Genomic DNA, 20,480 nt, shown 5'->3' on the forward strand with positions numbered 1-20,480 from the left:
GCCAAGATACTCAATCGTACAGCGGTTTTTATAACAATTTTTTCTTTTTAATTAGTTAAGTTTTTTCTGTTTGCAAACCTAATTGCACCATGTCGTATTGTTCATCACTTGAACGGCTGTAAACAACAGCGATCTGATAAAATACAAAACCACCCATAATGAAATGCGATACAGCTAAGCCAATAAATAGCCCCATATTGCCCAATAGATTAAGCCCCAACACAGCCAAAATTGGGATAAGCAATAGACGGTGAAAAGCCAAAAACACCATGGCTTGTTTACTCTTACCCATGGCATTCAAACAAGAGACATACACCATAGACATACCTAAACCGACATAACTAATGGGCATGAATTGAATGAAGTATTTTAACAAGACAATTTGCTGACAATCTGGACAGATCCCAGCAAATAGCTGTGACTGAAATAGATAAAGTAAAACAGCTATCACACATTGCATAACAATAATGAGAAAAAGCGCACTTTTTAAAATGCCTAATGCACGCTTTTTATTGTTCGACCAATAATTGACGCCCACTATGGCAGGCAATGAAGCGGTCAGCACCATAGGAATTAACAAAGCCAATGCTTCTATCTTAAAGGTTAAAGCAAATACTGCGATAAAAGCAGTATCAAAGTGGCTGGCGATAAAAGTTAATAGTGCAAGAGAAGATGCAGGCATTACCTGCTGACAAATAATAAGTACCGTATCTAAATTACCATTAACTGCTTTGTCCGATGCAAATAAACTCGATTTATGCCTCATAGACACAAGACTTAAACCAATCGCTGCAAATAAAACATCAACAAAAGCATGCAACTCGCCGAGAGAGCTTAGCAAATTAGGCTCAACTTGCTGAACTAACACAGTCAACCCTACTGATTTACAAACCATCCAAAGCAATAAATACAGCGCTGAACACCAACAATCGTTTAACGCTCTGAGCGCGCTGCTCACTTGCCAAATAACTACTAGAGCAAAGAGAGTACTGATCCGCATTGTTAAAAACGACATGATCTCAGAGGAAAACTCAGCAGACTGCACGTCCGATAAAGTACTCAACCACTCAGAAAAACCAAATAAGGCAAGTATTTCGTCTAATGTGAGTAATAAGAAAATAGATACAGCGGCACTGGCAAATACACCAAAGCGAATATGAGCAAACAATCCTTTATTTTTCTGGTCGACCAATTGCACCATCGCCATATTTGTTCGCACCGACAGCGCAACAGCAAAAGCCATCAAAATTACAAATAAAGGCTGGGCATACCCATAGAGCTGTAGAAGTTGCTCATTGGTATTGGCTATCATCGACGATTCGGCTAAGTCATAAGCCAATAGAATACAAATCGCTGGCAATAAAATAGCGGTGGTTTTTCTTAATAGCTGCCAAGGCGATGCACTTAGATAACACAAAGTTTGACTCTTCTGCATGGTATTAGTCCATTTTATACTTCCTAAACTAAGACCTTAACCTCCGGTTTTTATTACAAAGTAATTTCTCTCGTTTGTAACAAAGTATGTGTTTAGTGACCTAGCTAAGGCGTTTTTACTTTAGCTTCATCCTAAAAGCTGAATTGAAGGAAAGCAGGTAAACTTTTGTAAAACTTATGGACCGCTTAAGTAGTCCATCCTTTATTCTGCTGAGAAAAGCTTGCGATTTAAAAATAAATAAATGACACTCACTTCCCACAAAAGGAGTGAGTAATGCAAGTAATCAAATCGTCTGTTTTTAAAAATCACCTCCCACTTGAACTCGTGGTGCTTGAGTTCGACGCAGACAGCTATGAACCTCAAAGTTTTGATTTATTCAACCAGCCTTTTCCTGAACGTATAAAAAAAGCAGTTCTTAAACGCCAAGCCGAATATTTAGCTGGCCGAATTTGCGCCACTCAGGCACTAACAGCACTAAATATTGATAATCCGATAGTTCACACCGCAGATGACAGGGTGCCAATTTGGCCAACAGAAACATTTGGTTCAATTACCCATACCAAAGGCATCGCCGCAGCAATAGCTGGCATACAAGATTGCGCCACAGGCGTAGGTATTGATATCGAAAAATTGATGAAAGATAGTCAAGAGACAAAACTGCAAACGCATATCTTACGAGATGACGAAAAAACGCAATTTAATGACTTTGGTAAGCAAGTAACACACCCTCTAAGTGTTATTTTTTCTGCTAAAGAAAGTATTTTTAAGGCACTCTATCCATCTGTAAAAAAATATTTTGGCTTCGATAAAGCAAAATTGATTGAATTTAATGAGACTGTTTTAACTTTTGAAATAATGCATAACTTAAGCAAACACGTCCAATCTGGTTTAAAAGTTAATGTTCACTATCAACTTGTTGACGACTTAGTATTTACCCAGTGTCTTTTTACAACGACATAGTTGTTTTATTAAACAAGTATGAACATAGCGCATATTACTTGTTAAAAAAGCTGCATTGACTTAGGATTAGTTACTTGGACATTGTTCCATTATGCTAACAAGAAGAACATTTAGGACGTTATTAAAATCGCATGAAAACCAGTAAGTTAAGTATAAAATTATTATGGTATATCACTCCATTAGTGATTTTACCCTTGCTGTTTTTAGGTGGTTTTACTCTCACGAATGTAACAAGCTCAACACAAAAACAAGCTAAACTCACAGTGAGTCGTTTTGTTGAGCAGCAACATCAAAAAATGTTCAACTATATTGAAATCTATCAATCGACTACTAAGTTACTCTCAACATCTCCTGTTTTAAGTGACTTCCTTGCCAAAGATTTCGATACTCCCTTTGAACAAACAGCTCGCTTAGGCGCTTTAATGGATGTATTCGCCAGTTACAGCGATGCCTATCCAGATATATTGAGTATTAACCTTGTTTCACCTGAAGGTGAGTCAAAAGCTTACTATGCTAACAATTTAAATCAGGCACCACAAAGTTATCCGTTTTTTGAACAGGTAAAAAATAGCAGTATGCGGCAACAGAAGTTCATGGTGCCGACTGAAAATAACACCACGCATATCTATCTTGTACAACAAATATTCAGTGTTGACTACCAGCTCAAAAGACCAAAACAACAAGGCTACATTATAGTTCAAGTTGACCCGTCAGTAATTCACTCAAGCATCTTAGAGTCACCTTATAACAACACCCTTAACTTGCTAATCACGAAGCAAGGTGAAATTTTATTTAGCTCAGATCCAAGTTTATATGCACAATCTCTGGATACAGATGAAACTCAAGAAATTCAAGAAACGGCTGAGCGCAGTACGCTTAAATCGATTAAATTATCAAGTGTCGATAACATAGAGCGGATGGTTTATGCTGTTCAGCTTAGTGGCGGATATTATTACTTATCAAGTATTCCAAAAGCGCTTCTCTACCAATCAGGCAAAGCAATTAGTTTGATCACTGCTTTGATCGTTATCTTGTCGGTAATAACTCTCCCCATTCTTATTTTTATTGTGGTTAGAAATTTACTGCTGAACCCAATTGAACTACTTGGTGCAGCCAGTCACAAAGTGGGGGATGGTAATTTATCGGTTTCTCTACCTGAACAAAGCAACGATGAAGTTGGACTTTTATTCAGAGACTTCAACCACATGGTTAAGCAAATAAGAGATTCCCAATCTGAGCTTAAAACCTATAAGTTACACCTAGAAGAAATGGTTGATGTTCGTACTAAAGAACTTGAACAAACAAATCAACAGCTCGAAATTGCTATTAGAGAAGCTGAGCAAGCGAGTGATTTAAAAAGTCGCTTCTTAGCCAATATGAGTCACGAGATCCGCACCCCTCTGACTGCGATTATGGGTTTCACCGAACAGTTGATAATCAACCCGCAAGCGACCGCAAATCGAAATCACTTAAGCACGGTACTGCGAAACTCGAAGCACTTATTAGAGTTGATAAATAACATCCTAGATTTATCAAAAATCGAAGCTGAGAAACTCGATGTAGAGAATCGGCCATTCAAGCTTCAGCCTCTACTTGAAGATGTTGAGTCGATAATCGCACCACTGGCACAAGAAAAACAACTGTCCTTTTCGATGGACTACCAATTCCCTTTACCTCGCTCAATTTACAGTGACATTACCCGTTTAAAGCAAATATTACTGAATATCACTACCAACGCGATTAAATTTACCGAGTACGGTGGCATACGCTTAAGCGTGCGATTTATTCACCAAAGCCAAAGTGTTGAGTTTGTTATCGAAGATACCGGAATCGGCATGTCTGACAGTGAAATCAAACGCGTCTTCAAACCATTTGAGCAAGCTGATAGCACCACCACACGCCGCTTCGGCGGTACCGGTTTAGGCCTTTGTATTTCTAAGAATTTAGCGCAGCTACTTGGTGGTGATGTAGAAGTTTTGAGCGAACAAGGTGTGGGCAGTAAGTTTACTATTCGAGTTCTAGCAAACTTCCCAAACGGTGATTACCAACTTATCAATAAGTTGGAGGAGTCTGCGCACATTCCCGATGCTTCACAAGAGCTTGCAGCAACCCAATTTGATGCCAATATTCTACTCGCCGAAGATAACCCAGATAACCAAGAGCTGATCTGCCTTCTTCTTGATGCATGGGGAATTAAGCCAGACATAGCCAATAATGGCGCTGAAGCGGTTGAAAAAGCGCTAGTTAATGATTACCAACTGATTTTAATGGATATGCAGATGCCTGTCATGGGTGGCCTAGAAGCCACAGAAATGCTCAGACACGCGGCTTACGATGGTCCAATTATTGCTCTCACCGCAAATGTCATGAAACATGATGTTGAGTCATATCTTGCGGCTGGTTGTGACGCTACCTTGGCAAAACCAATTGATAAAAAGCAACTAGGCCAAGTGTTATTAGAACACCTTCAACTTCAGGCTGCGAGTCAATCTAAGTGGGACTCCCTCTTAGCCAGTGAAAAGTTTGTACAGATAAATAAAAATTATATGGAAAAGCTGCCAGACTACCTTGAGCAAGTTCAAACATACTTTGATAATCAAGAATGGGAGTCACTGAGGGCCCTTGCTCACAGCTTGAAAGGCAGTGCAGGCTGTTTTGGTTTTATGAACATTCATAGTGCTGCAGAAGAGCTTGAAAATAGCTTAATGACTAATCAGCAAGCCCAGTGGCAATACACCCAATTAAACCTTTGTGAAGCAATCAAATACACTTTGGCACACCAGCCTGAAACTGAAGATTAAATAGCCGTTAGCGCTTTTAATACCATTCCTCAATAATACTCAGTCTTTTTGAGGGGCTAAAACTGACGCTTGATTCTTTAAAAATTTCGTATTTACGACTGCATGGATACAGAAAGTAGAGTAATGCAGGAGCAATTGCCGAGAACAACTAAATATCAAAATTCTTGCCTAAATAGACGAAGGTACCTGAGCGGTGCTATAGACCAGTTTTCCTTATCTAAAAATAGATCACTTAATTAGAGGTTTGTTATAAAAAAAGCTTCTCGCCATTAACACTGCGTGCTCTTTACCCTCTTTAGCTGGGTAATAGTTTTTACGGACACCCACCTCTGAAAAATCAAATTTTTGGTAAACCGCTATTGCACTTAAATTTGATTCTCTTACTTCTAAGAAACAGTTTTCGGCTTCAAGTGTTTGCGCCTGCTCTAGCAAATGCGCCATAAGTTGTTTTGCATAGCCTCGCCCTTGGTACTCAGGAGCAACACAAATATCCATTAAGGTGTGATCAGGCCCAACCTGCTCAGCGACATAAAAGCCAACGAGTTCATCACCTAACAATAAACCTGCATTGTAGTATCTGCCTCCTAAACAGGATTGCATGGTTTTAGCACTCCAAGGAAAGCTATGGCATACCTCTTCAATATCCATAATGGTTTCAAGCGGCATATCATTAAGTAAGCCCGCAACTATTTTACTTGTCATGTAATAACTTCCATAACGCACGTTTGTGCTCAACCGTAAGGTTCACCGAAGGCAGAGTAAGAACATTGTTCTGCAGCTTGACGCTATCGCCCTTTATTATTTCTGCAAAGCCTGCGGGCTGTAGCAATAATAAATCAGCATGTAATTGATAAGGTAGGGTTAGTAACTCATGTTGCTCAGTTTGCTGCTCAGAAGCCATTGAAGGCATATCGCTGTGATCAGCCGAAGTCATTTCAGACTCAGATGTCTCTGGAGCAAAATGTGAATTGAGTTTAAGTGGTGTAATACCTAAAACATCAGCATGCAATGCGCGCATAGTTAAATCTTGAAGAATTTTTTTGAGAATATAAAGGTTTGTAACAAAGAAAGCAAAGTAAGAAGTGGCAGGGGCGGCAGGACTCGAACCCGCAACCATCGGTTTTGGAGACCGCTGTTCTACCAATTGGAACTACGCCCCTGCAATGACGACGCATTATAGAGAGGTTTTTTTAAAGGTAAAGTAAAAATTTAAAAAAAATGTTTAACTGCAGCTTAAATAAACAAAAAGGCGAATATTTTATCTATTCGCCTTTTTAATCATCAAATTAGCAATGAACTACTTGCTCATTATTCCCATTCGATAGTTGCTGGTGGCTTACCAGAAATATCGTAAACCACGCGTGAGATACCATCAATCTCGTTAATGATACGGTTTGATACCAGACCTAAGAAATCATAAGGTAGGTGTGACCAACGCGCTGTCATAAAGTCGATTGTTTCTACACAACGCAGTGATACAACCCAGTCGTATTTACGTGCATCACCCATTACGCCAACCGATTTAACCGGTAGGAATACAGTGAATGCTTGCGATACTTTGTGGTAGATGTCAGCTTTATGTAGCTCTTCAATGAAGATAGCGTCTGCACGACGTAGTAAATCACAGTATTCTTTCTTGATTTCACCTAGTACACGTACACCTAGACCTGGACCCGGGAATGGGTGACGGTAAAGCATGTCGTAAGGTAAACCTAACTCAAGACCAATCTTGCGTACTTCATCTTTAAATAACTCACGAAGCGGCTCAACTAGACCCATTTCCATATCGTCAGGTAGACCACCTACGTTATGGTGAGACTTGATCACGTGTGCCTTACCTGTTTTAGAAGCCGCTGACTCGATCACGTCTGGGTAAATTGTACCTTGTGCTAACCATTTCGCATTTTTCAGCTTTTTAGACTCAGCATCGAACACGTCAACGAATGTATGACCAATTGCTTTACGCTTATCTTCAGGATCAGATAGACCTGCTAGGTCATTTAAGAACTGCTCTTCAGCATCCACTTTGATGATGTTCAGACCGAACTTGTCACCAAACATTTCCATTACTTGCTGACCTTCGTTTAAACGAAGTAAACCGTTATCAACGAATACACAAGTTAGCTTCTTACCGATTGCACGGTGGATAAGCATAGCGACTACTGATGAATCAACACCACCAGAAAGACCTAGGATAACTTCGTCATCACCCACTTTTTCTTTGATCTTAGCAACGGCATCTTCGATGATTTGCGATGGAGTCCACAGCTTTTCACAGCCACAAATATCAATAACAAAACGCTCTAAAAGGCGTTGACCTTGTTGCGTGTGCGTTACTTCTGGGTGGAATTGAACACCGTAAAAACGCTTTTCTTCCCAAGACATAGCCGCATGTGGACATGTATCAGTTTTAGCTGAAGTGACAAATGTCTCTGGTACTTCAATTACCTTATCACCGTGGCTCATCCACACGTCTAAGAAATCAGAACCGTTCTCGATGTGATCTTGAATGTCTTCAAATAATTTACAGTTACCCAGCTTTTCAACACGTGCGTAACCGAACTCTTTCTTGTCTGAGCTTTCAACTAGGCCGCCTAACTGCATCGCCATAGTCTGCATACCGTAACATACGCCTAATACTGGCACGCCAGCATTAAATACATACTCAGGCGCACGTGGGCTGTTTTCTTCTGTCGTTGACTCTGGGCCACCAGATAAAATAATACCTTGTGGGTTGAATTCACGGATCTGCTCTTCCGTTACGTCCCAAGCCCAAAGCTCACAGTAAACACCGATTTCACGAACACGGCGCGCGATAAGCTGCGTGTACTGAGAACCGAAATCTAAGATCAAAATGCGGGAATCGTGGATGTCTTTGCTCATTGATAATCTCGTTGGTTAGAAAACGATAAGTTTAGTAAAGCACAAAAACGAACTTTACCTAAATTAAGAAGGGCTAGCCTGAGCTAGCCCAATTTTTAATATGCGTTGCGCATTAACCCATACGGTAGTTAGGCGCTTCTTTGGTGATCTGCACATCGTGAACGTGTGACTCACCCATACCTGCAGACGTTACTTTAACAAACTGAGGTTTTGTATTTAGTTCAGCAATCGTTGCACAGCCAGTTAAGCCCATTGCACTGCGGATACCACCCACTTGCTGGTGAATAATCGTTGCGATAGGACCTTTATATGCAACACGACCTTCGATACCTTCAGGTACCAATTTGTCTGCTTCATTTGATTTTTGGAAGTAACGGTCTGACGAACCTTCTTTTTGGTTCATCGCACCCAAGCTACCCATACCTCGGTAAGACTTGTAGTAACGACCTTGGTAAAGCTCAACTTCACCTGGAGACTCTTCAGTACCTGCAAGCATAGAACCAACCATCACGCATGATGCACCAGCCACAAGTGCTTTTACGATATCACCAGAGAAACGGATACCACCATCAGCAATCACAGGGATGTCACGACCTTTTAAACCTTCAACAGCATCAGAGATAGCGGTAATTTGCGGTACACCACAGCCTGTTACAATACGAGTAGTACAAATAGAACCTGGGCCAATACCAACTTTAACTGCATCAGCACCCGCATCAGCTAGTGCAATCGCGCCTTCAGCTGTTGCAACGTTACCCGCAACGATTTGTAAATCAGGGTATGCTTCACGTGTTGCTTTAACACGGTCAATTACGCCTTGAGAGTGACCATGTGAAGTATCGATAAGTAGTACGTCAACACCCGCTTCAACAAGCGCTGCGATACGCTCATCAGTACCTGCACCCACACCAACAGCTGCACCTACACGTAAACGACCTTGCTCGTCTTTACATGCATTCGGCTTTTCTTGTGCTTTTTGGTAGTCCTTAACTGTGATCATGCCTTTTAATGCAAACGCATCATCAACCACTAGGATTTTTTCAATGCGGTGCTCGTGCATCAGACCTAAGATCTCTTCACGTGCAGCACCTTCTTTAACTGTCACAAGATCGGCTTTCTTCGTCATTACTGAAGAAACAGGCTTATCTAGTTGCGTTTCAAAACGCAAATCACGGCTTGTTACGATACCTTCCAGTTGGTTATTGTCACCAACTACAGGAAAACCAGAAAAACCTTTCTCTTGTGCAAGCTCAAGTGCACCTTCAATAGTCAGGTTAGCTGTCACAGTGACAGGGAAAGACACGATACCCGCTTCGTAAGCTTTAACCTTACGAACATTTCTAGCTTGCTCTTCAATGGTCATGTTTTTGTGAACAAAGCCAATACCGCCTTCTTGCGCAAGGGCAATAGCAAGGCGCGCTTCAGTTACAGTGTCCATTGAAGCAGAAACAAGCGGTAGGTTTAAATCAATACCACGCGTTAAACGCGTTTTTAAATCAGCGGTATGAGGTAATACAGTTGAGTGTGCAGGGATGAGTAGCACATCATCGAAAGTTAGGGCTTCTTTTGCAATTCTTAGCATGTTTGCGGTATCTCTCACGTGGAATTGAGTAATAGGAATTGCGTGCGAATTTTATCAGCGTTGTAGTAGTGAGTAAATCTTTTTTTCAAAAAATATGCTAAAGTTCCGCGGTAATTTTTTTAGAGGCCAATGATGACATTCTCAGTTTCTTCAGCTCCAAAACACCAAGTTTATTCAGTTTCAAAGCTAAATAAAGAAATTCGCGGCATTTTAGAGCAAGGTTTTGCTTCTTTAAGGTTAACCGGGGAAATCTCCAACTTTGTTGCACCGGCATCTGGCCATTGGTATTTCTCTTTAAAAGATGACAAAGCACAAATAAAAGCAGCCATGTGGCGAGGTAATAATCGTTATAGCAAATACAGGCCAAATAATGGTGCCCAAGTCGTCGTTACGGCCCGAGTCTCTGTGTACGAACCTCGCGGTGAGTATCAACTAATTGTTGAGCACATGGAACCTGCTGGTGAAGGCCAACTTAAACAACAATTTGAAGCGCTCAAGTTACAACTTGCCGCTGAAGGATTATTTAGTAGTGCACATAAACAACCTTTGCCAACACAAATAAGAAAAGTAGGTGTTGTTACCTCTGCGACTGGCGCTGCAATTAAAGACATCTTGACGGTAATGAAACGCCGCGCACCACAACTTGAAGTCATCGTTTATCCGACTCAAGTTCAAGGCAGCGATGCACACCTGCAAATTGCAGAGAAAATTCGTTTAGCAAATATACGAAATGAAGTCGATGTGTTGATTGTGGGTCGAGGTGGTGGCTCGTTAGAAGATTTATGGTGTTTTAATGAAGAACATTTAGCACGCGAGATATTTGCTAGTCGTTTACCTATTATCAGTGCGGTGGGTCATGAGATAGATACCACCATTTCGGATTATGTTGCTGATTTAAGAGCCCCTACTCCATCAGCAGCCGCTGAACTAGTCAGTCCTGATCAGCATGCGATTAAAAAACATATTATTGAAAAGTACGCACGTTTAAGCCATTTAATGCTGAGTAAAATCAAAGAAGCGAAGCAAACTAACAATGTGCTATTACAGCGACTTAAGCTGCAACATCCTAATAGTCAGCTGCAGCAACAAGCACAGCGTTTAGACGAGCTTTCAATGCGATTGCAACGCGGCGTGCATGCTCAGCTCAATCAAAAAAATAACCAACTGAGTTTGCTGCAACAAAGATTTCAACATCAACACCCTGAACGACGACTTTCTCAGTCACAAGATACACTTCAGCAATTAGAACAAAGACTGTTGAATGCACAAAATAAAAACCAACAGTCCGCGCAGCAACAGTTAGCCATGTTAGCTGCACGACTTGAAAGCATCAGCCCTCTGAGCGTGTTAGCGAGAGGCTACTCCATCACCAAGAAAGGCAAAAGTGTGGTGAAATCAATCGAACAAGTAAAAACCGGTGAAACATTGGTGACTCAAGTACATGATGGTGAAATTCACACTACAGTAAACCACACCTTAGATACGACAAAGGCTGCACAGTAGCAGCCTTTTTTACCATTTATGTGCTTTTTATAGCATAGCGCTGGTATACGATTCGTTTTCTAGAGACACTTCATCTTCTAAGAAGTTTTGATCCATCGATTCTGCAGGACATGGACAATTTGGCTTACCAACCACTTTAGCTGGAATACCTACTACCGTTGTATGTGGCGTAACCGGATTTAACACTACAGAACCTGCACCAATACGTGCGCCTTCTCCGACCTCGATGTTACCTAGTACTTTTGCACCAGCACCGATCAATACACCAGCTCTAATTTTTGGGTGGCGATCGCCTTGTTCATTACCTGTACCACCGAGTGTCACTGATTGTAAGATTGAAACATTGTCTTCGATTACAGCGGTTTCACCAATTACGATACCAGTTGCGTGGTCAAACATAATGCCATGACCGACTTTACAAGCAGGATGGATATCAACGCCAAAAACTTCAGAGGTACGGCTTTGGATGAAACGTGCGAGCTCTTTTCGGTTCTGACGCCAGAGGCAATGTGCAAGTCTGTGTGCTTGGATTGCATGAAAACCCTTCAAGTTCAAAATAACAGTTAAGTAACTATCGGCAGCTGGGTCACGATCTTTAACTGCTTTTATATCATGGGCGACATGGGTCAGCATTCTGTCGCAGTCAACAAAGGCTTGGTCAAACAATTCACGAATTGTAAAAGCTGATACCACCGCATCCGCAAGCTTGTTTGCAACAATAAAACTTAACGCAGAGCCTAAACACTCATGATTTAACACACTCGAGTAAACATGACTTGCCAAAAGAGGCTCTCTACTTACTAACTCTGTTGCTTCTTGGCGAAGCTGCTGCCAAATTTCATGACGCATAAACATACCTTACAGACTGACACTAGGCGGATTGTAACGGTTACATAAACCGTACGACTAGAAAATGCTGGGAACATCTTCTACTTACTTATAACAAACTGCACTAAAACAGGCAATTTGCGAGAGATTTGCATTCACTTAAAAACAAAGGAAAGCATAATCCAGAAACAAAAATGCCACTTATTACTAAGTGGCATTTATTAAGCTTAGAGCTTAATTATTTTAATACTTCAGCTACCGCTTTCGAGAAGTACTCAATGTTAGCTTGGCTCACGCCTGCAACATTTACACGGCTAGAACCCACAATATAGATTGCGTATTCTTTTTGTAGGCGCTCGATTTGCTCTTTATTAATACCTAAGAAAGAGAACATACCGTTTTGCTTATCAATGAAAGAGAAGTCTTGCGCTACACCTTGAGCTGCAAGGCTATCCTTGATCAATGTACGTAGACCATTAATACGGTTACGCATTTCATCAAGCTCATCATGCCACTCTTGTGTTAGTTCTGTACTACCTAAAATCGTATTTACGATGTCTGCACCATGTGCTGGTGGCATTGAGTAAATACTACGAACAACACTTAATAATACCGAGTTAGAAATATCAGCATTCGCACTGTCTTTAGCAATGATTGAACATGCACCGATACGCTCACGGTAAAGGCCAAAGTTCTTAGAACATGAAGAACAAATGATAAGCTCATCAACTGCATCGGCTAATAAACGTAAGCCTTTTGCATCTTCGTCAAGACTTGCACCAAAACCTTGGTAAGCAATGTCGATTAACGGTGTGAAACCCACTTCTTTTGCTAGTTCAGCAACGATTTTCCACTGTTCTTCGTTTAAGTCCATACCGCTTGGGTTGTGACAACAAGCGTGTAAAAGAACCACATCGCCTTTCGGTACTTGTTTAAGCGTGTCGATCATTTCATCAAACAACAAGCCTTTATTTTCGTAGTCGTAATATGGGTATTCTTTAACTGTTAGGCCCGCCGCTTCAAATAAGCTGATGTGGTTAGCCCAAGTTGGTGTTGTTACCCATACAGTCGCATCAGTGTTACAACGCTTGATGAACTCAGCAGCAACACGTAGTGCACCTGTACCACCTGGCGCTTGTGCAGTGCGAACACGGTTTGCAAGCAATGTGCTGTGTTCACCTAATAGCAGGGTTTCCATTTTCTGACAAAAATCTAAATTACCAGCAAGACCAATGTAAGACTTAGTGGTTTCGTTTTCTAAACGAAATGCTTCAGCTTTTTTTACAGCTCGTAGTACAGGGGTATTACCTTGCTCATCTTTGTAAACACCAACACCAAGATCGATTTTATTAGGGTTAGTATCTTGTTTGTAAGCAGCCATAAGACCCAAAATTGGATCAGTTGGTAACGGTTTTAATTCTGAGAACATAGGTCATCTCTTAATTTAGTTATTTGTCAGTGTGCCTTATAAACGCGCAGAGTATTTACAAGGCATAACCCGGGGTTAAAACTGCGTTAATAGTAACATAAAATTTTAAGAACTCGAGTGCTACGAACGCGGTAAATACTGAGGAATTCTAATACAGGCGGCAACTAAAACTGCCAACACCTGTTCATCAAAAATGCCAGTTGAGAACGCCTCTGCATCGATGATACCAGTACAGCCTGAAATGTTATCAAACATAGGTAAACATGCTTCAGATTGTACTTTAGGATCACAGGTATAATACTCACCACCTTGTGCTACATATTCAGCGACATCATTCACAACTCGCCCTTTAGAAGACAAGGCAACTTGTACGTTATTACTTATCTTTGCAAAGTTTTCTGTTAGTGGGAACAAAGGACGACTAGGCGCACCATGATAAGCCAGTTTAAGTAACTGCTCACCTTCAGGGGTTAAGGTATTTGCATAAATACCAAACCAATCTACTTGTGTTTTATCAACAACGAATTGCACTATCGCATTGAGTTTTTCCAATAACACGTTATTTTCTTGGTTATTGTTGATGTAGCTTTCTAATTCAAAAGGCGCATCTTGTAGTTGGCCAAACAAGCTACAGCTTCCGCCTTCTCCTAATTCAGGGATCAAATAAGACCAAGCCACATCCGCAGTGCCTTGTTCAGAATTTAGAAATGCATCTAATTCCGCTAACGCTTGTTCAACTAGTGTAGGCGATGTTGTTACGCCCGAAAGTGAAAGATAAGAAGAAATCATTTTAGCCATCCAAACATCCAGATACCTGAAACTTAACACACAAAATTAGCTTTGCAAAGGTACAAAACCAATTCATTGAGAAACATTAAAGACCAGATAAAACGTGATTTAATTTCGAAAAGCGTTTTATACCAATCCTCTTATTTAAGTGTTCTATTTTGAAGTAAGGAAAACCGGTCGATAGCACCGCTCACACGTCCTGCTATCGCGGAGCTACCTACTTATATTTAGACTAGGCTAAACCTTTCTATTTAATTGTTATAAAAGAAATTTTTAACGACGTCAGTTTTAGTTCCTCAAAGTGATTGAGAATTGGTGTTAGCTTAGCCTTTAAAAAGACTGAAGCGATATTGGAAATTTTTCTAGCCTAAAGAAGGAATATTTGAAGTAAGCCATTGAACAATAGCAAACATACTAATTGAGTTAAGAAATGTAGGGATTATTATTCAGTGAATAAATAAGCTCAACACAATTGCCTGTTTCGTTGTAAGACACAGAATGAGCTATTTCGTTTAAAAGTCCCACTCCTCTGCCATGCTCTTGGCATAGAGAGGTGCTGCTATTTTGTTTGACATGAAACCCTGTTCCAGAGTCAGTAATGGTAAATCTAACTTGCTGATGGTCTGGTTCATAACTAGCACTAATTTCAATTTGTGCATCTTGTAATTTTGCCAAAGTTTCTTCACGCATTTGATAAAAAATAAAGAAACCATCTTCTTGATTTTTTATTTCTGAGTCTAACCCTAATACGCCATGATCTAATGCGTTGTTATAGGCCTCAGAAAGTAGGAGAAAAATATTTGAACGATGATTATCGACCCCCTCTACAGTACTCAGCATATTAACCAGTTCTAAAATAGGATCATTTCGCTTCATTTGCTCCGCGTTTAGCGCAACATGAAAATTAAAAGGTAATTGGGAGTAAGTTGCTTCTGAATTGATGATCAATGGATTAGCTACACAATTAATAATCGCTATACTCAAATCATCTTGTTGCTCACTGTGACCAGAAAACTGATGAACTTGAGAGATAATATCCTCAGTGCCGATATTTGTTGTGCTTGCCAGTGTTGCTTTTAAACGTTCCTCGCCAAACATTTCACCTTGCTTGCTCTCAGTCTCAACAATGCCATCTGTTGCCATAACAAGCCGGTGAGCGTCATTAACCTCAAAATGGACAATATTCCTCTCAAACTCATCAGCTTCTAAAATACCTAACGCCATATGCTGTGACTCAAGTGTCTTAACAACCAAACCACTTTTATCAATTACATAAATATCTGGTATACCGCCCAACCAAGCTGAGACACTTCGCCCTGATTCACTTAACTCTATAATTGCAGCTGCGCAAAACATGTGCCCGGGCAATAACTCAGCTAATGCACTATTGAGCTCATATGCAATATCACTGACCGCCATGCCTTTCGCCACCATCGCATAGAAAATACGAGATGCAGGTAACGCCCCTACTGCAGCAGCTAAACCATGGCCAGTAAAATCACCAAGCAAACAATAAAAACCACCAAGTGGGCTCTGTGCCATTAAGAACATATCACCATTAAACATAGATGCTGGTGATAGATGGAAGTCACAGATGTTAGGAAAATTCTTTTGCTGAGAGAGCGCATTGCTAAAAATATGCTCTACAATTTCATGCTCGCGCTCAGTTTGATTGTAGTGGTATTCAAGCTCTTTCTTTTGCCTATTTGCCTCTTGGCTTAAACGACGAGTTCTTGCATGCGCTTTAATTTTGGCGGAGAGAATGATTTTGTCGAACGGCTTGTGAATAAAGTCATCGCCGCCTACCTCTAAACATTTTTCAAAGCTTTGATGATCTTCTAAGGCAGTGATAAAAATGATAGGTAAATAAACATCCCCTGCTTGCTGTTTGATCAGTGGCGCTGTTTCAAAACCATCCATGACAGGCATCATGACATCGAGCAAAACAATATCTATTGAATACTCGTTTAACTTCTCAAGTGCCTGTTGACCATTACTTGCAACCTCGACTTGATAACTCTGTTGCTCGAGCATGGTTTTCAGCAAGGTGCAATTTAAGGGTTGGTCATCAACGACTAAAATTCGCAAGGTAGGATCTTATCTTTATCAGTCAATATCAAATTTTTTATCAAAACGTGAAATTTGCAGTATTTTCTTCAACTGAGGTCGACAGTTACTGATTGTAATGCTCGACACAGATTCACCGAGAGTCTTCTTCATATTTAGAAGCATACCTAGTGCTGAACTGTCCATATAATCAGTTTCTCGCAAATCGATAATCACCTTATCTGTTTGCCCATCCACCTCTGCATACGCTTGACGGAAAGACTGAACCAAATTGAAATCAAACTTTCCTTTTATCTGTATCGTCAACGTTTTGCCATCGGCAGAAGCGCTTTTGCTCAAACTCATTATAACCTCCTAATATGGTTCGAATTTGTTATTCATCCGTTGTTCTTAAATATAACTTGTTTAGAAATAATCGCCAAAAAATATCGAACTTATTCTCAAAATTTATTTTAATGCAGAAAAATCATACCACTATCAGCATGTATTCAATGCACTCTTTGAAACTGTTATTATTTAGGGATGGAATTAAAAGAGCACTGAAAAATGTCTGAAAATAATCTTGTTTATTCAACTGAATTAGGCCGTATTAAACCTGAAAGTGAGAAAAACGAACCTGAAGTCCGTCTATTTAAAGATGGTGCTGTTCGCATTGAAAGACAAACTAAAGGTCGTAAAGGGAAAGGTGTTATGTTAGTTGTGGGTATTGATCCTGCTGAGCATGACCTGAAGAAGCTTGCTAAAACACTAAAAAGTAAAATGGGTCAAGGCGGGGCTGTAAAAGAAGGCGTCATAGAAATACAAGGAGATGACCGAGATAAACTAAAGCAAATACTAGAAGCAATGAAGTTTAAGGTCAAAATTGCAGGGGGTTAATCCCCCACTTTTTTCTATACTTCAATTACTGCACTTTAAAGACTTCGACACTCTGTTCCGGGATCGGCGGGCTATAGTAATAACCTTGTACCACATAACAATTATTATTCGCTAAGAAGTCTACTTGTTCCTTTGTCTCTACGCCTTCAGCTACAACCTCTAAATTAAGTTTCTGTGCCATAGCAATAATAGCAGCTGTGATTTCCATATCATTAGGGTCTTCGGGAATGTCTTTCACAAATGAGCGGTCTACTTTCAAGATATCTACAGGGAAACGCTTCAAATAACTCAAAGACGAATAACCCGTACCAAAGTCATCAATAGACAGAGAAACCCCTAAAGCTTTAATTTGATGCAATTGCGAAATTGCCGCTTCGACATCGCCCATAAGCATACTCTCAGTAAGCTCAAGATGTAATAACTTAGGTGGCATATTTGTACGTGCTAACACGTCAGATAAAACACGTTTCATATTACTGTCTTTAAACTGTCTCGCTGACAGGTTTATTGACATGTTTCCAACTTTACCTTGCTTTTGTAATTTTACCGAGAAGCGACAGGCGGCCTCAAGCACCCATTCTCCAAGCTCAACAATTAACCCCGTAGCTTCTGCAATAGGAATAAATTTTGTCGGTGGAATTGGTCCTCTTTCAGGGTGCTCCCAGCGAATTAACGCCTCATACCCAACTACCTCATTATTACGATAATCAACCTGCGGCTGGTAATGTAAAGTGAATTGGTTATCACGAATAGCTAACCGTAATTCATTTTCTATATATAAACGCTCATTAGCAGCTTCATCTAGCTCTTGAGAGTAGAAGTGGAAAGTATTTCGCCCTTTCGCTTTTGCTTCATACATCGCTAAATCAGCATGTTTAAGAAGCTGCTCTTCTTCTTTACTGTCAAATGGCGCCAGAGTAATACCGATACTCGCACTGACTATCACTTCATTATTATCTAATTTAATTGGGACATTCAGTGTACGTTGGATCATCTGAGCCACATCCATCGCATTATCTCGTTTCTCAATGCCACTTAACAATACGGCAAATTCATCACCACCTAATCGTGCAATTGTATCTTCAGCTCTAAGACGAGTCTTAAGTCGATCGGCTACTTCCACCAATAAGCGATCACCTGCGTCATGCCCCAAGGTATCGTTAATACGTTTAAATTCGTCTAAGTCAAAGTAGAAAAGTGCAAATGCATAATGACCACGTTCTGCCAATGCCATCGACTTTTTCAATTGCATCCTAAAGAATGTACGGTTAGCAAGCCCAGTTAAAGTGTCAAAATATGCTAGCTCTTCCATTTTTCTCTGACTTTCTTTAACAAACGAGATATCTTGAGCTGAGGCTACATAACTTGAAATATGGCCACTTTCATCACGTATCGGCGAAATACTCAAACTGACCCAAATAGGTTCATTTGTTACCCCTTGGAGGATGGTGTCACCACGCCAGTAGTTTCTGCTTCGTAGATCAAGGTCGATGTCTTCAATTAGAATCGACATCTCTTTTGAAATAATGCTGAGTAATGGCTGACGAGCATAATGTGCTTCATTGTAGCCAGTCATTTCTTGCATTTTCGGGTTTACATATTCAATCTGAAAATGCTCATTGGTGATCACCACAGCAGTGCCTGAGAACTCAACTGCTTTTGAAAGCCTATCGGCTGCTTTTTGTGCTATCTCTTTTTCGGTTATTTTATTGTTTAAACCAGTTACCAAGGTTTTAATTTCTTTGCCCATGTCATTGAAAGTGGCATTTAAAAGGCCAATCTCATCGTTATTATTGGGCATAGCTGGCATGTCCCATTGTCCACGACCAAAGTCTTTCACTGCTCCAACCGTATTGTTAATACGCTGCAATACAAGCTTATAAAGCACCTGATGGAGCAATAAGGCTACAAACATGGCATAAAGCACAAATAGACCAAAGAACTTAACTTTTAACTCCTCGAGGGCAGCAAGTGCTGAATCACGTTTTTTATAGATGCCAACATACCAACCCAATTCGGTGAGTTGGGTAACATTGATAAGATGAGTTTCCCCCTTCAGATCAAACATAGACTGTCTGTCAGGAAGCTTAAATTTCAACGTATCATCCACAACTTTTGCAAGCTCTGGCGTTAATTCATTTCGACTTATCGCGGCCCCTGTATTAAAGATTTTTTGTAAGTTTGGAGCCGCTAAAATATTACCCTGACCATCAAAGATTAAATATCCTTGATTGGTTGTCGGCACAGGTAAATGTTTAAGTAGGTCTACCATACTAATGTCAGTGCCAATATAACCTTGGTACTCTTCTTCATAGTAAAGGGGTACTAAGATACTGATAACCCATTTGCTCCAGACATCATCGTAATGCACTTTAGACCAAACTGCTTCTCTCGTTGGATTGAGTTCTTGTTTAAGCTGGGCAATTGTTTGACCATCGAAAAGCCCTTTTTTAGGCGCTGTATTCAATAGCGTATTTGGCGGAGATATTCTGACAAACTGACTGTTTGTCACCATGTAGAAGTTAAAGAAGTCTTGTAATAAGGGCGGTGCAATAATGTCCCATAATGCTTCTGAACGGGCAAAAAACTGCTTTTGCTGTTCATCTAATGACTCCCCCGTAAAATATGCTGCAGTTAGTCCATTTGAAGCTGTGCTGCGATAAGCGCCATCTCTGAATTTAATTGTAGAAGGAGAGTGATTTTGAATCGTTTGGTCGTCATAAAAAAGATGCTTTGTTACAACGGCGCCAGTTTGCTCCGAAAGGCTCTTTTTTAATCCAAGATAATTAGAAAATTGATTTATAACTTGAGTGCTAAAGCGTTTGAGATCTGCATACTCTTCGAAAACAAGTTGCTTTTCTTCTGACTTTAACATGAAAGCAGCAGCAAAAATCCCCGCGACCAAACACACCGCCGAAATTAGAATCGAGAGTTTGACGCTTAAAGAATTAAAACCAAATCTTGAAGGGGGTCGACGATTGACCACTGCTAAACCCTTATTAAAATTGTTATTTTTATATCAATATACTTCGACCAATATATCAGATTGTTTTGCTATTCGCCAAGGACAGCGCTAACAATCTTGCTACATAAGCATGAAAAATTACCAACAAAGACTAAGGTAGTGCTTGTATGACACTTTACCCTGTGTTAATAATGTATTCTAATCATTTAGTTTTTTGAATTAAAAAATGACAATTTCTATTACACGCAACAATTTTTTCTTTTTTAGCTTCTTTTTTAGATGAAGAGGCTTACCTGTTTGCGCGTAATTACGAATAGATAAGCCTCCCAACTGGGAGGTTTTTTTTTGCCGCTGGGAGTGAG

At 40.3% G+C, this 20,480-nt stretch carries 16 protein-coding genes and 1 tRNA gene; 5 read left to right on the forward strand and 12 right to left on the reverse strand.

What is annotated here, in order from left to right:
* Positions 1 to 55: 55 nt before the first annotated feature.
* Positions 56 to 1,435, reverse strand: coding sequence for an MATE family efflux transporter (locus tag PP2015_RS12595; RefSeq protein ID WP_058030676.1), 1,380 nt, complete (start codon positions 1,433 to 1,435; stop codon positions 56 to 58).
* Positions 1,436 to 1,708: 273 nt separating this feature from the next.
* Here PP2015_RS12595 and PP2015_RS12600 point away from each other — a divergent pair, with 273 nt between their 5' ends.
* Positions 1,709 to 2,395 (forward strand): 4'-phosphopantetheinyl transferase family protein, encoded by a 687-nt coding sequence (locus PP2015_RS12600; protein WP_058030677.1) that lies wholly within the window; start codon positions 1,709 to 1,711, stop codon positions 2,393 to 2,395.
* 131 nt (positions 2,396 to 2,526) lie between these two features.
* Positions 2,527 to 5,196, forward strand: a complete 2,670-nt coding sequence (locus PP2015_RS12605; RefSeq protein WP_058030678.1) for an ATP-binding protein — start codon at positions 2,527 to 2,529, stop codon at positions 5,194 to 5,196.
* A 228-nt stretch (positions 5,197 to 5,424) separates the two neighbouring features.
* On the opposite strand, the gene rimI is transcribed toward PP2015_RS12605, so the two are convergent.
* The 5 genes from rimI to guaB form a co-directional block, all read right to left on the reverse strand.
* The gene (rimI, locus tag PP2015_RS12610) at positions 5,425 to 5,898 is read right to left on the reverse strand and encodes a ribosomal protein S18-alanine N-acetyltransferase (RefSeq protein WP_058030679.1); all 474 of its coding nucleotides are present in this window, start codon (positions 5,896 to 5,898) and stop codon (positions 5,425 to 5,427) included.
* On the reverse strand, positions 5,888 to 6,214 hold the full coding sequence (locus PP2015_RS21660; protein ID WP_128724725.1) for a hypothetical protein: 327 nt from the start codon (positions 6,212 to 6,214) through the stop codon (positions 5,888 to 5,890). The genes rimI and PP2015_RS21660 overlap by 11 nt, the downstream gene beginning before the upstream one ends.
* A 65-nt stretch (positions 6,215 to 6,279) precedes the next feature.
* Positions 6,280 to 6,356 (reverse strand) — tRNA-Trp (locus PP2015_RS12615).
* A gap of 148 nt (positions 6,357 to 6,504) precedes the next feature.
* A complete protein-coding gene (gene guaA / locus PP2015_RS12620) occupies positions 6,505 to 8,079 on the reverse strand; it encodes a glutamine-hydrolyzing GMP synthase (RefSeq protein WP_058030680.1) in 1,575 nt (524 codons plus the stop codon).
* A gap of 112 nt (positions 8,080 to 8,191) precedes the next feature.
* On the reverse strand, positions 8,192 to 9,661 hold the full coding sequence (gene guaB / locus PP2015_RS12625) for an IMP dehydrogenase (protein ID WP_058030681.1): 1,470 nt from the start codon (positions 9,659 to 9,661) through the stop codon (positions 8,192 to 8,194).
* A 132-nt stretch (positions 9,662 to 9,793) separates the two neighbouring features.
* On the opposite strand from guaB, the gene xseA reads away from it, so the two are divergent.
* On the forward strand, positions 9,794 to 11,164 hold the full coding sequence (gene xseA / locus PP2015_RS12630; protein ID WP_058030682.1) for an exodeoxyribonuclease VII large subunit: 1,371 nt from the start codon (positions 9,794 to 9,796) through the stop codon (positions 11,162 to 11,164).
* 27 nt (positions 11,165 to 11,191) lie between these two features.
* Here the strand turns inward: xseA and cysE are convergent, their stop codons facing one another.
* From cysE to PP2015_RS12655, 5 genes are all read right to left on the reverse strand, one after another.
* Positions 11,192 to 12,013: a serine O-acetyltransferase gene (gene cysE, locus PP2015_RS12635; protein WP_058030683.1), complete on the reverse strand. Its 822-nt coding sequence runs from the start codon at positions 12,011 to 12,013 to the stop codon at positions 11,192 to 11,194.
* 217 nt (positions 12,014 to 12,230) lie between these two features.
* Positions 12,231 to 13,421 (reverse strand): amino acid aminotransferase, encoded by a 1,191-nt coding sequence (locus tag PP2015_RS12640; RefSeq protein WP_058030684.1) that lies wholly within the window; start codon positions 13,419 to 13,421, stop codon positions 12,231 to 12,233.
* A 120-nt stretch (positions 13,422 to 13,541) separates the two neighbouring features.
* Entirely contained in the window at positions 13,542 to 14,210 is a 669-nt protein-coding gene (locus PP2015_RS12645) for a GAF domain-containing protein (RefSeq protein WP_193330508.1), read from the reverse strand.
* A 423-nt stretch (positions 14,211 to 14,633) separates the two neighbouring features.
* Entirely contained in the window at positions 14,634 to 16,298 is a 1,665-nt protein-coding gene (locus tag PP2015_RS12650; protein ID WP_058030686.1) for an ATP-binding SpoIIE family protein phosphatase, read from the reverse strand.
* Positions 16,299 to 16,316: 18 nt separating this feature from the next.
* The gene (locus PP2015_RS12655; protein WP_058030687.1) at positions 16,317 to 16,622 is read right to left on the reverse strand and encodes an STAS domain-containing protein; all 306 of its coding nucleotides are present in this window, start codon (positions 16,620 to 16,622) and stop codon (positions 16,317 to 16,319) included.
* Positions 16,623 to 16,823: 201 nt separating this feature from the next.
* Here PP2015_RS12655 and PP2015_RS12660 point away from each other — a divergent pair, with 201 nt between their 5' ends.
* Positions 16,824 to 17,153, forward strand: a complete 330-nt coding sequence (locus PP2015_RS12660) for an SUI1 family translation initiation factor (protein WP_058030688.1) — start codon at positions 16,824 to 16,826, stop codon at positions 17,151 to 17,153.
* 25 nt (positions 17,154 to 17,178) lie between these two features.
* Here the strand turns inward: PP2015_RS12660 and PP2015_RS12665 are convergent, their stop codons facing one another.
* Positions 17,179 to 20,028, reverse strand: a complete 2,850-nt coding sequence (locus PP2015_RS12665; protein ID WP_227009229.1) for an EAL domain-containing protein — start codon at positions 20,026 to 20,028, stop codon at positions 17,179 to 17,181.
* Here PP2015_RS12665 and PP2015_RS22090 point away from each other — a divergent pair.
* Entirely contained in the window at positions 20,027 to 20,230 is a 204-nt protein-coding gene (locus PP2015_RS22090; protein WP_227009228.1) for a hypothetical protein, read from the forward strand. The two genes, PP2015_RS12665 and PP2015_RS22090, sit on opposite strands and share 2 nt — an antisense overlap.
* Positions 20,231 to 20,480: the final 250 nt, after the last annotated feature.

Origin of the sequence: Pseudoalteromonas phenolica, from assembly GCF_001444405.1 — a bacterium.
In the GTDB taxonomy this organism is placed as follows: Bacteria; Pseudomonadota; Gammaproteobacteria; order Enterobacterales; family Alteromonadaceae; genus Pseudoalteromonas; species Pseudoalteromonas phenolica.

Bases quoted from the DNA above. Each gene is read 5' to 3' on its own strand.
- PP2015_RS12595 (WP_058030676.1), bottom strand. From the start codon at position 1,435: ATGCAGAAGAGTCAAACTTTGTGTTATCTAAGTGCATCGCCTTGGCAG.
- PP2015_RS12600 (WP_058030677.1), top strand. From the start codon at position 1,709: ATGCAAGTAATCAAATCGTCTGTTTTTAAAAATCACCTCCCACTTGAA.
- PP2015_RS12605 (WP_058030678.1), top strand. From the start codon at position 2,527: ATGAAAACCAGTAAGTTAAGTATAAAATTATTATGGTATATCACTCCA.
- rimI (WP_058030679.1), bottom strand. From the start codon at position 5,898: ATGACAAGTAAAATAGTTGCGGGCTTACTTAATGATATGCCGCTTGAA.
- PP2015_RS21660 (WP_128724725.1), bottom strand. From the start codon at position 6,214: ATGCGCGCATTGCATGCTGATGTTTTAGGTATTACACCACTTAAACTC.
- guaA (WP_058030680.1), bottom strand. From the start codon at position 8,079: ATGAGCAAAGACATCCACGATTCCCGCATTTTGATCTTAGATTTCGGT.
- guaB (WP_058030681.1), bottom strand. From the start codon at position 9,661: ATGCTAAGAATTGCAAAAGAAGCCCTAACTTTCGATGATGTGCTACTC.
- xseA (WP_058030682.1), top strand. From the start codon at position 9,794: ATGACATTCTCAGTTTCTTCAGCTCCAAAACACCAAGTTTATTCAGTT.
- cysE (WP_058030683.1), bottom strand. From the start codon at position 12,013: ATGCGTCATGAAATTTGGCAGCAGCTTCGCCAAGAAGCAACAGAGTTA.
- PP2015_RS12640 (WP_058030684.1), bottom strand. From the start codon at position 13,421: ATGTTCTCAGAATTAAAACCGTTACCAACTGATCCAATTTTGGGTCTT.
- PP2015_RS12645 (WP_193330508.1), bottom strand. From the start codon at position 14,210: ATGATTTCTTCTTATCTTTCACTTTCGGGCGTAACAACATCGCCTACA.
- PP2015_RS12655 (WP_058030687.1), bottom strand. From the start codon at position 16,622: ATGAGTTTGAGCAAAAGCGCTTCTGCCGATGGCAAAACGTTGACGATA.
- PP2015_RS12660 (WP_058030688.1), top strand. From the start codon at position 16,824: ATGTCTGAAAATAATCTTGTTTATTCAACTGAATTAGGCCGTATTAAA.
- PP2015_RS22090 (WP_227009228.1), top strand. From the start codon at position 20,027: ATGAAAGCAGCAGCAAAAATCCCCGCGACCAAACACACCGCCGAAATT.
- PP2015_RS12665 (WP_227009229.1), bottom strand. From the start codon at position 20,028: ATGTTAAAGTCAGAAGAAAAGCAACTTGTTTTCGAAGAGTATGCAGAT.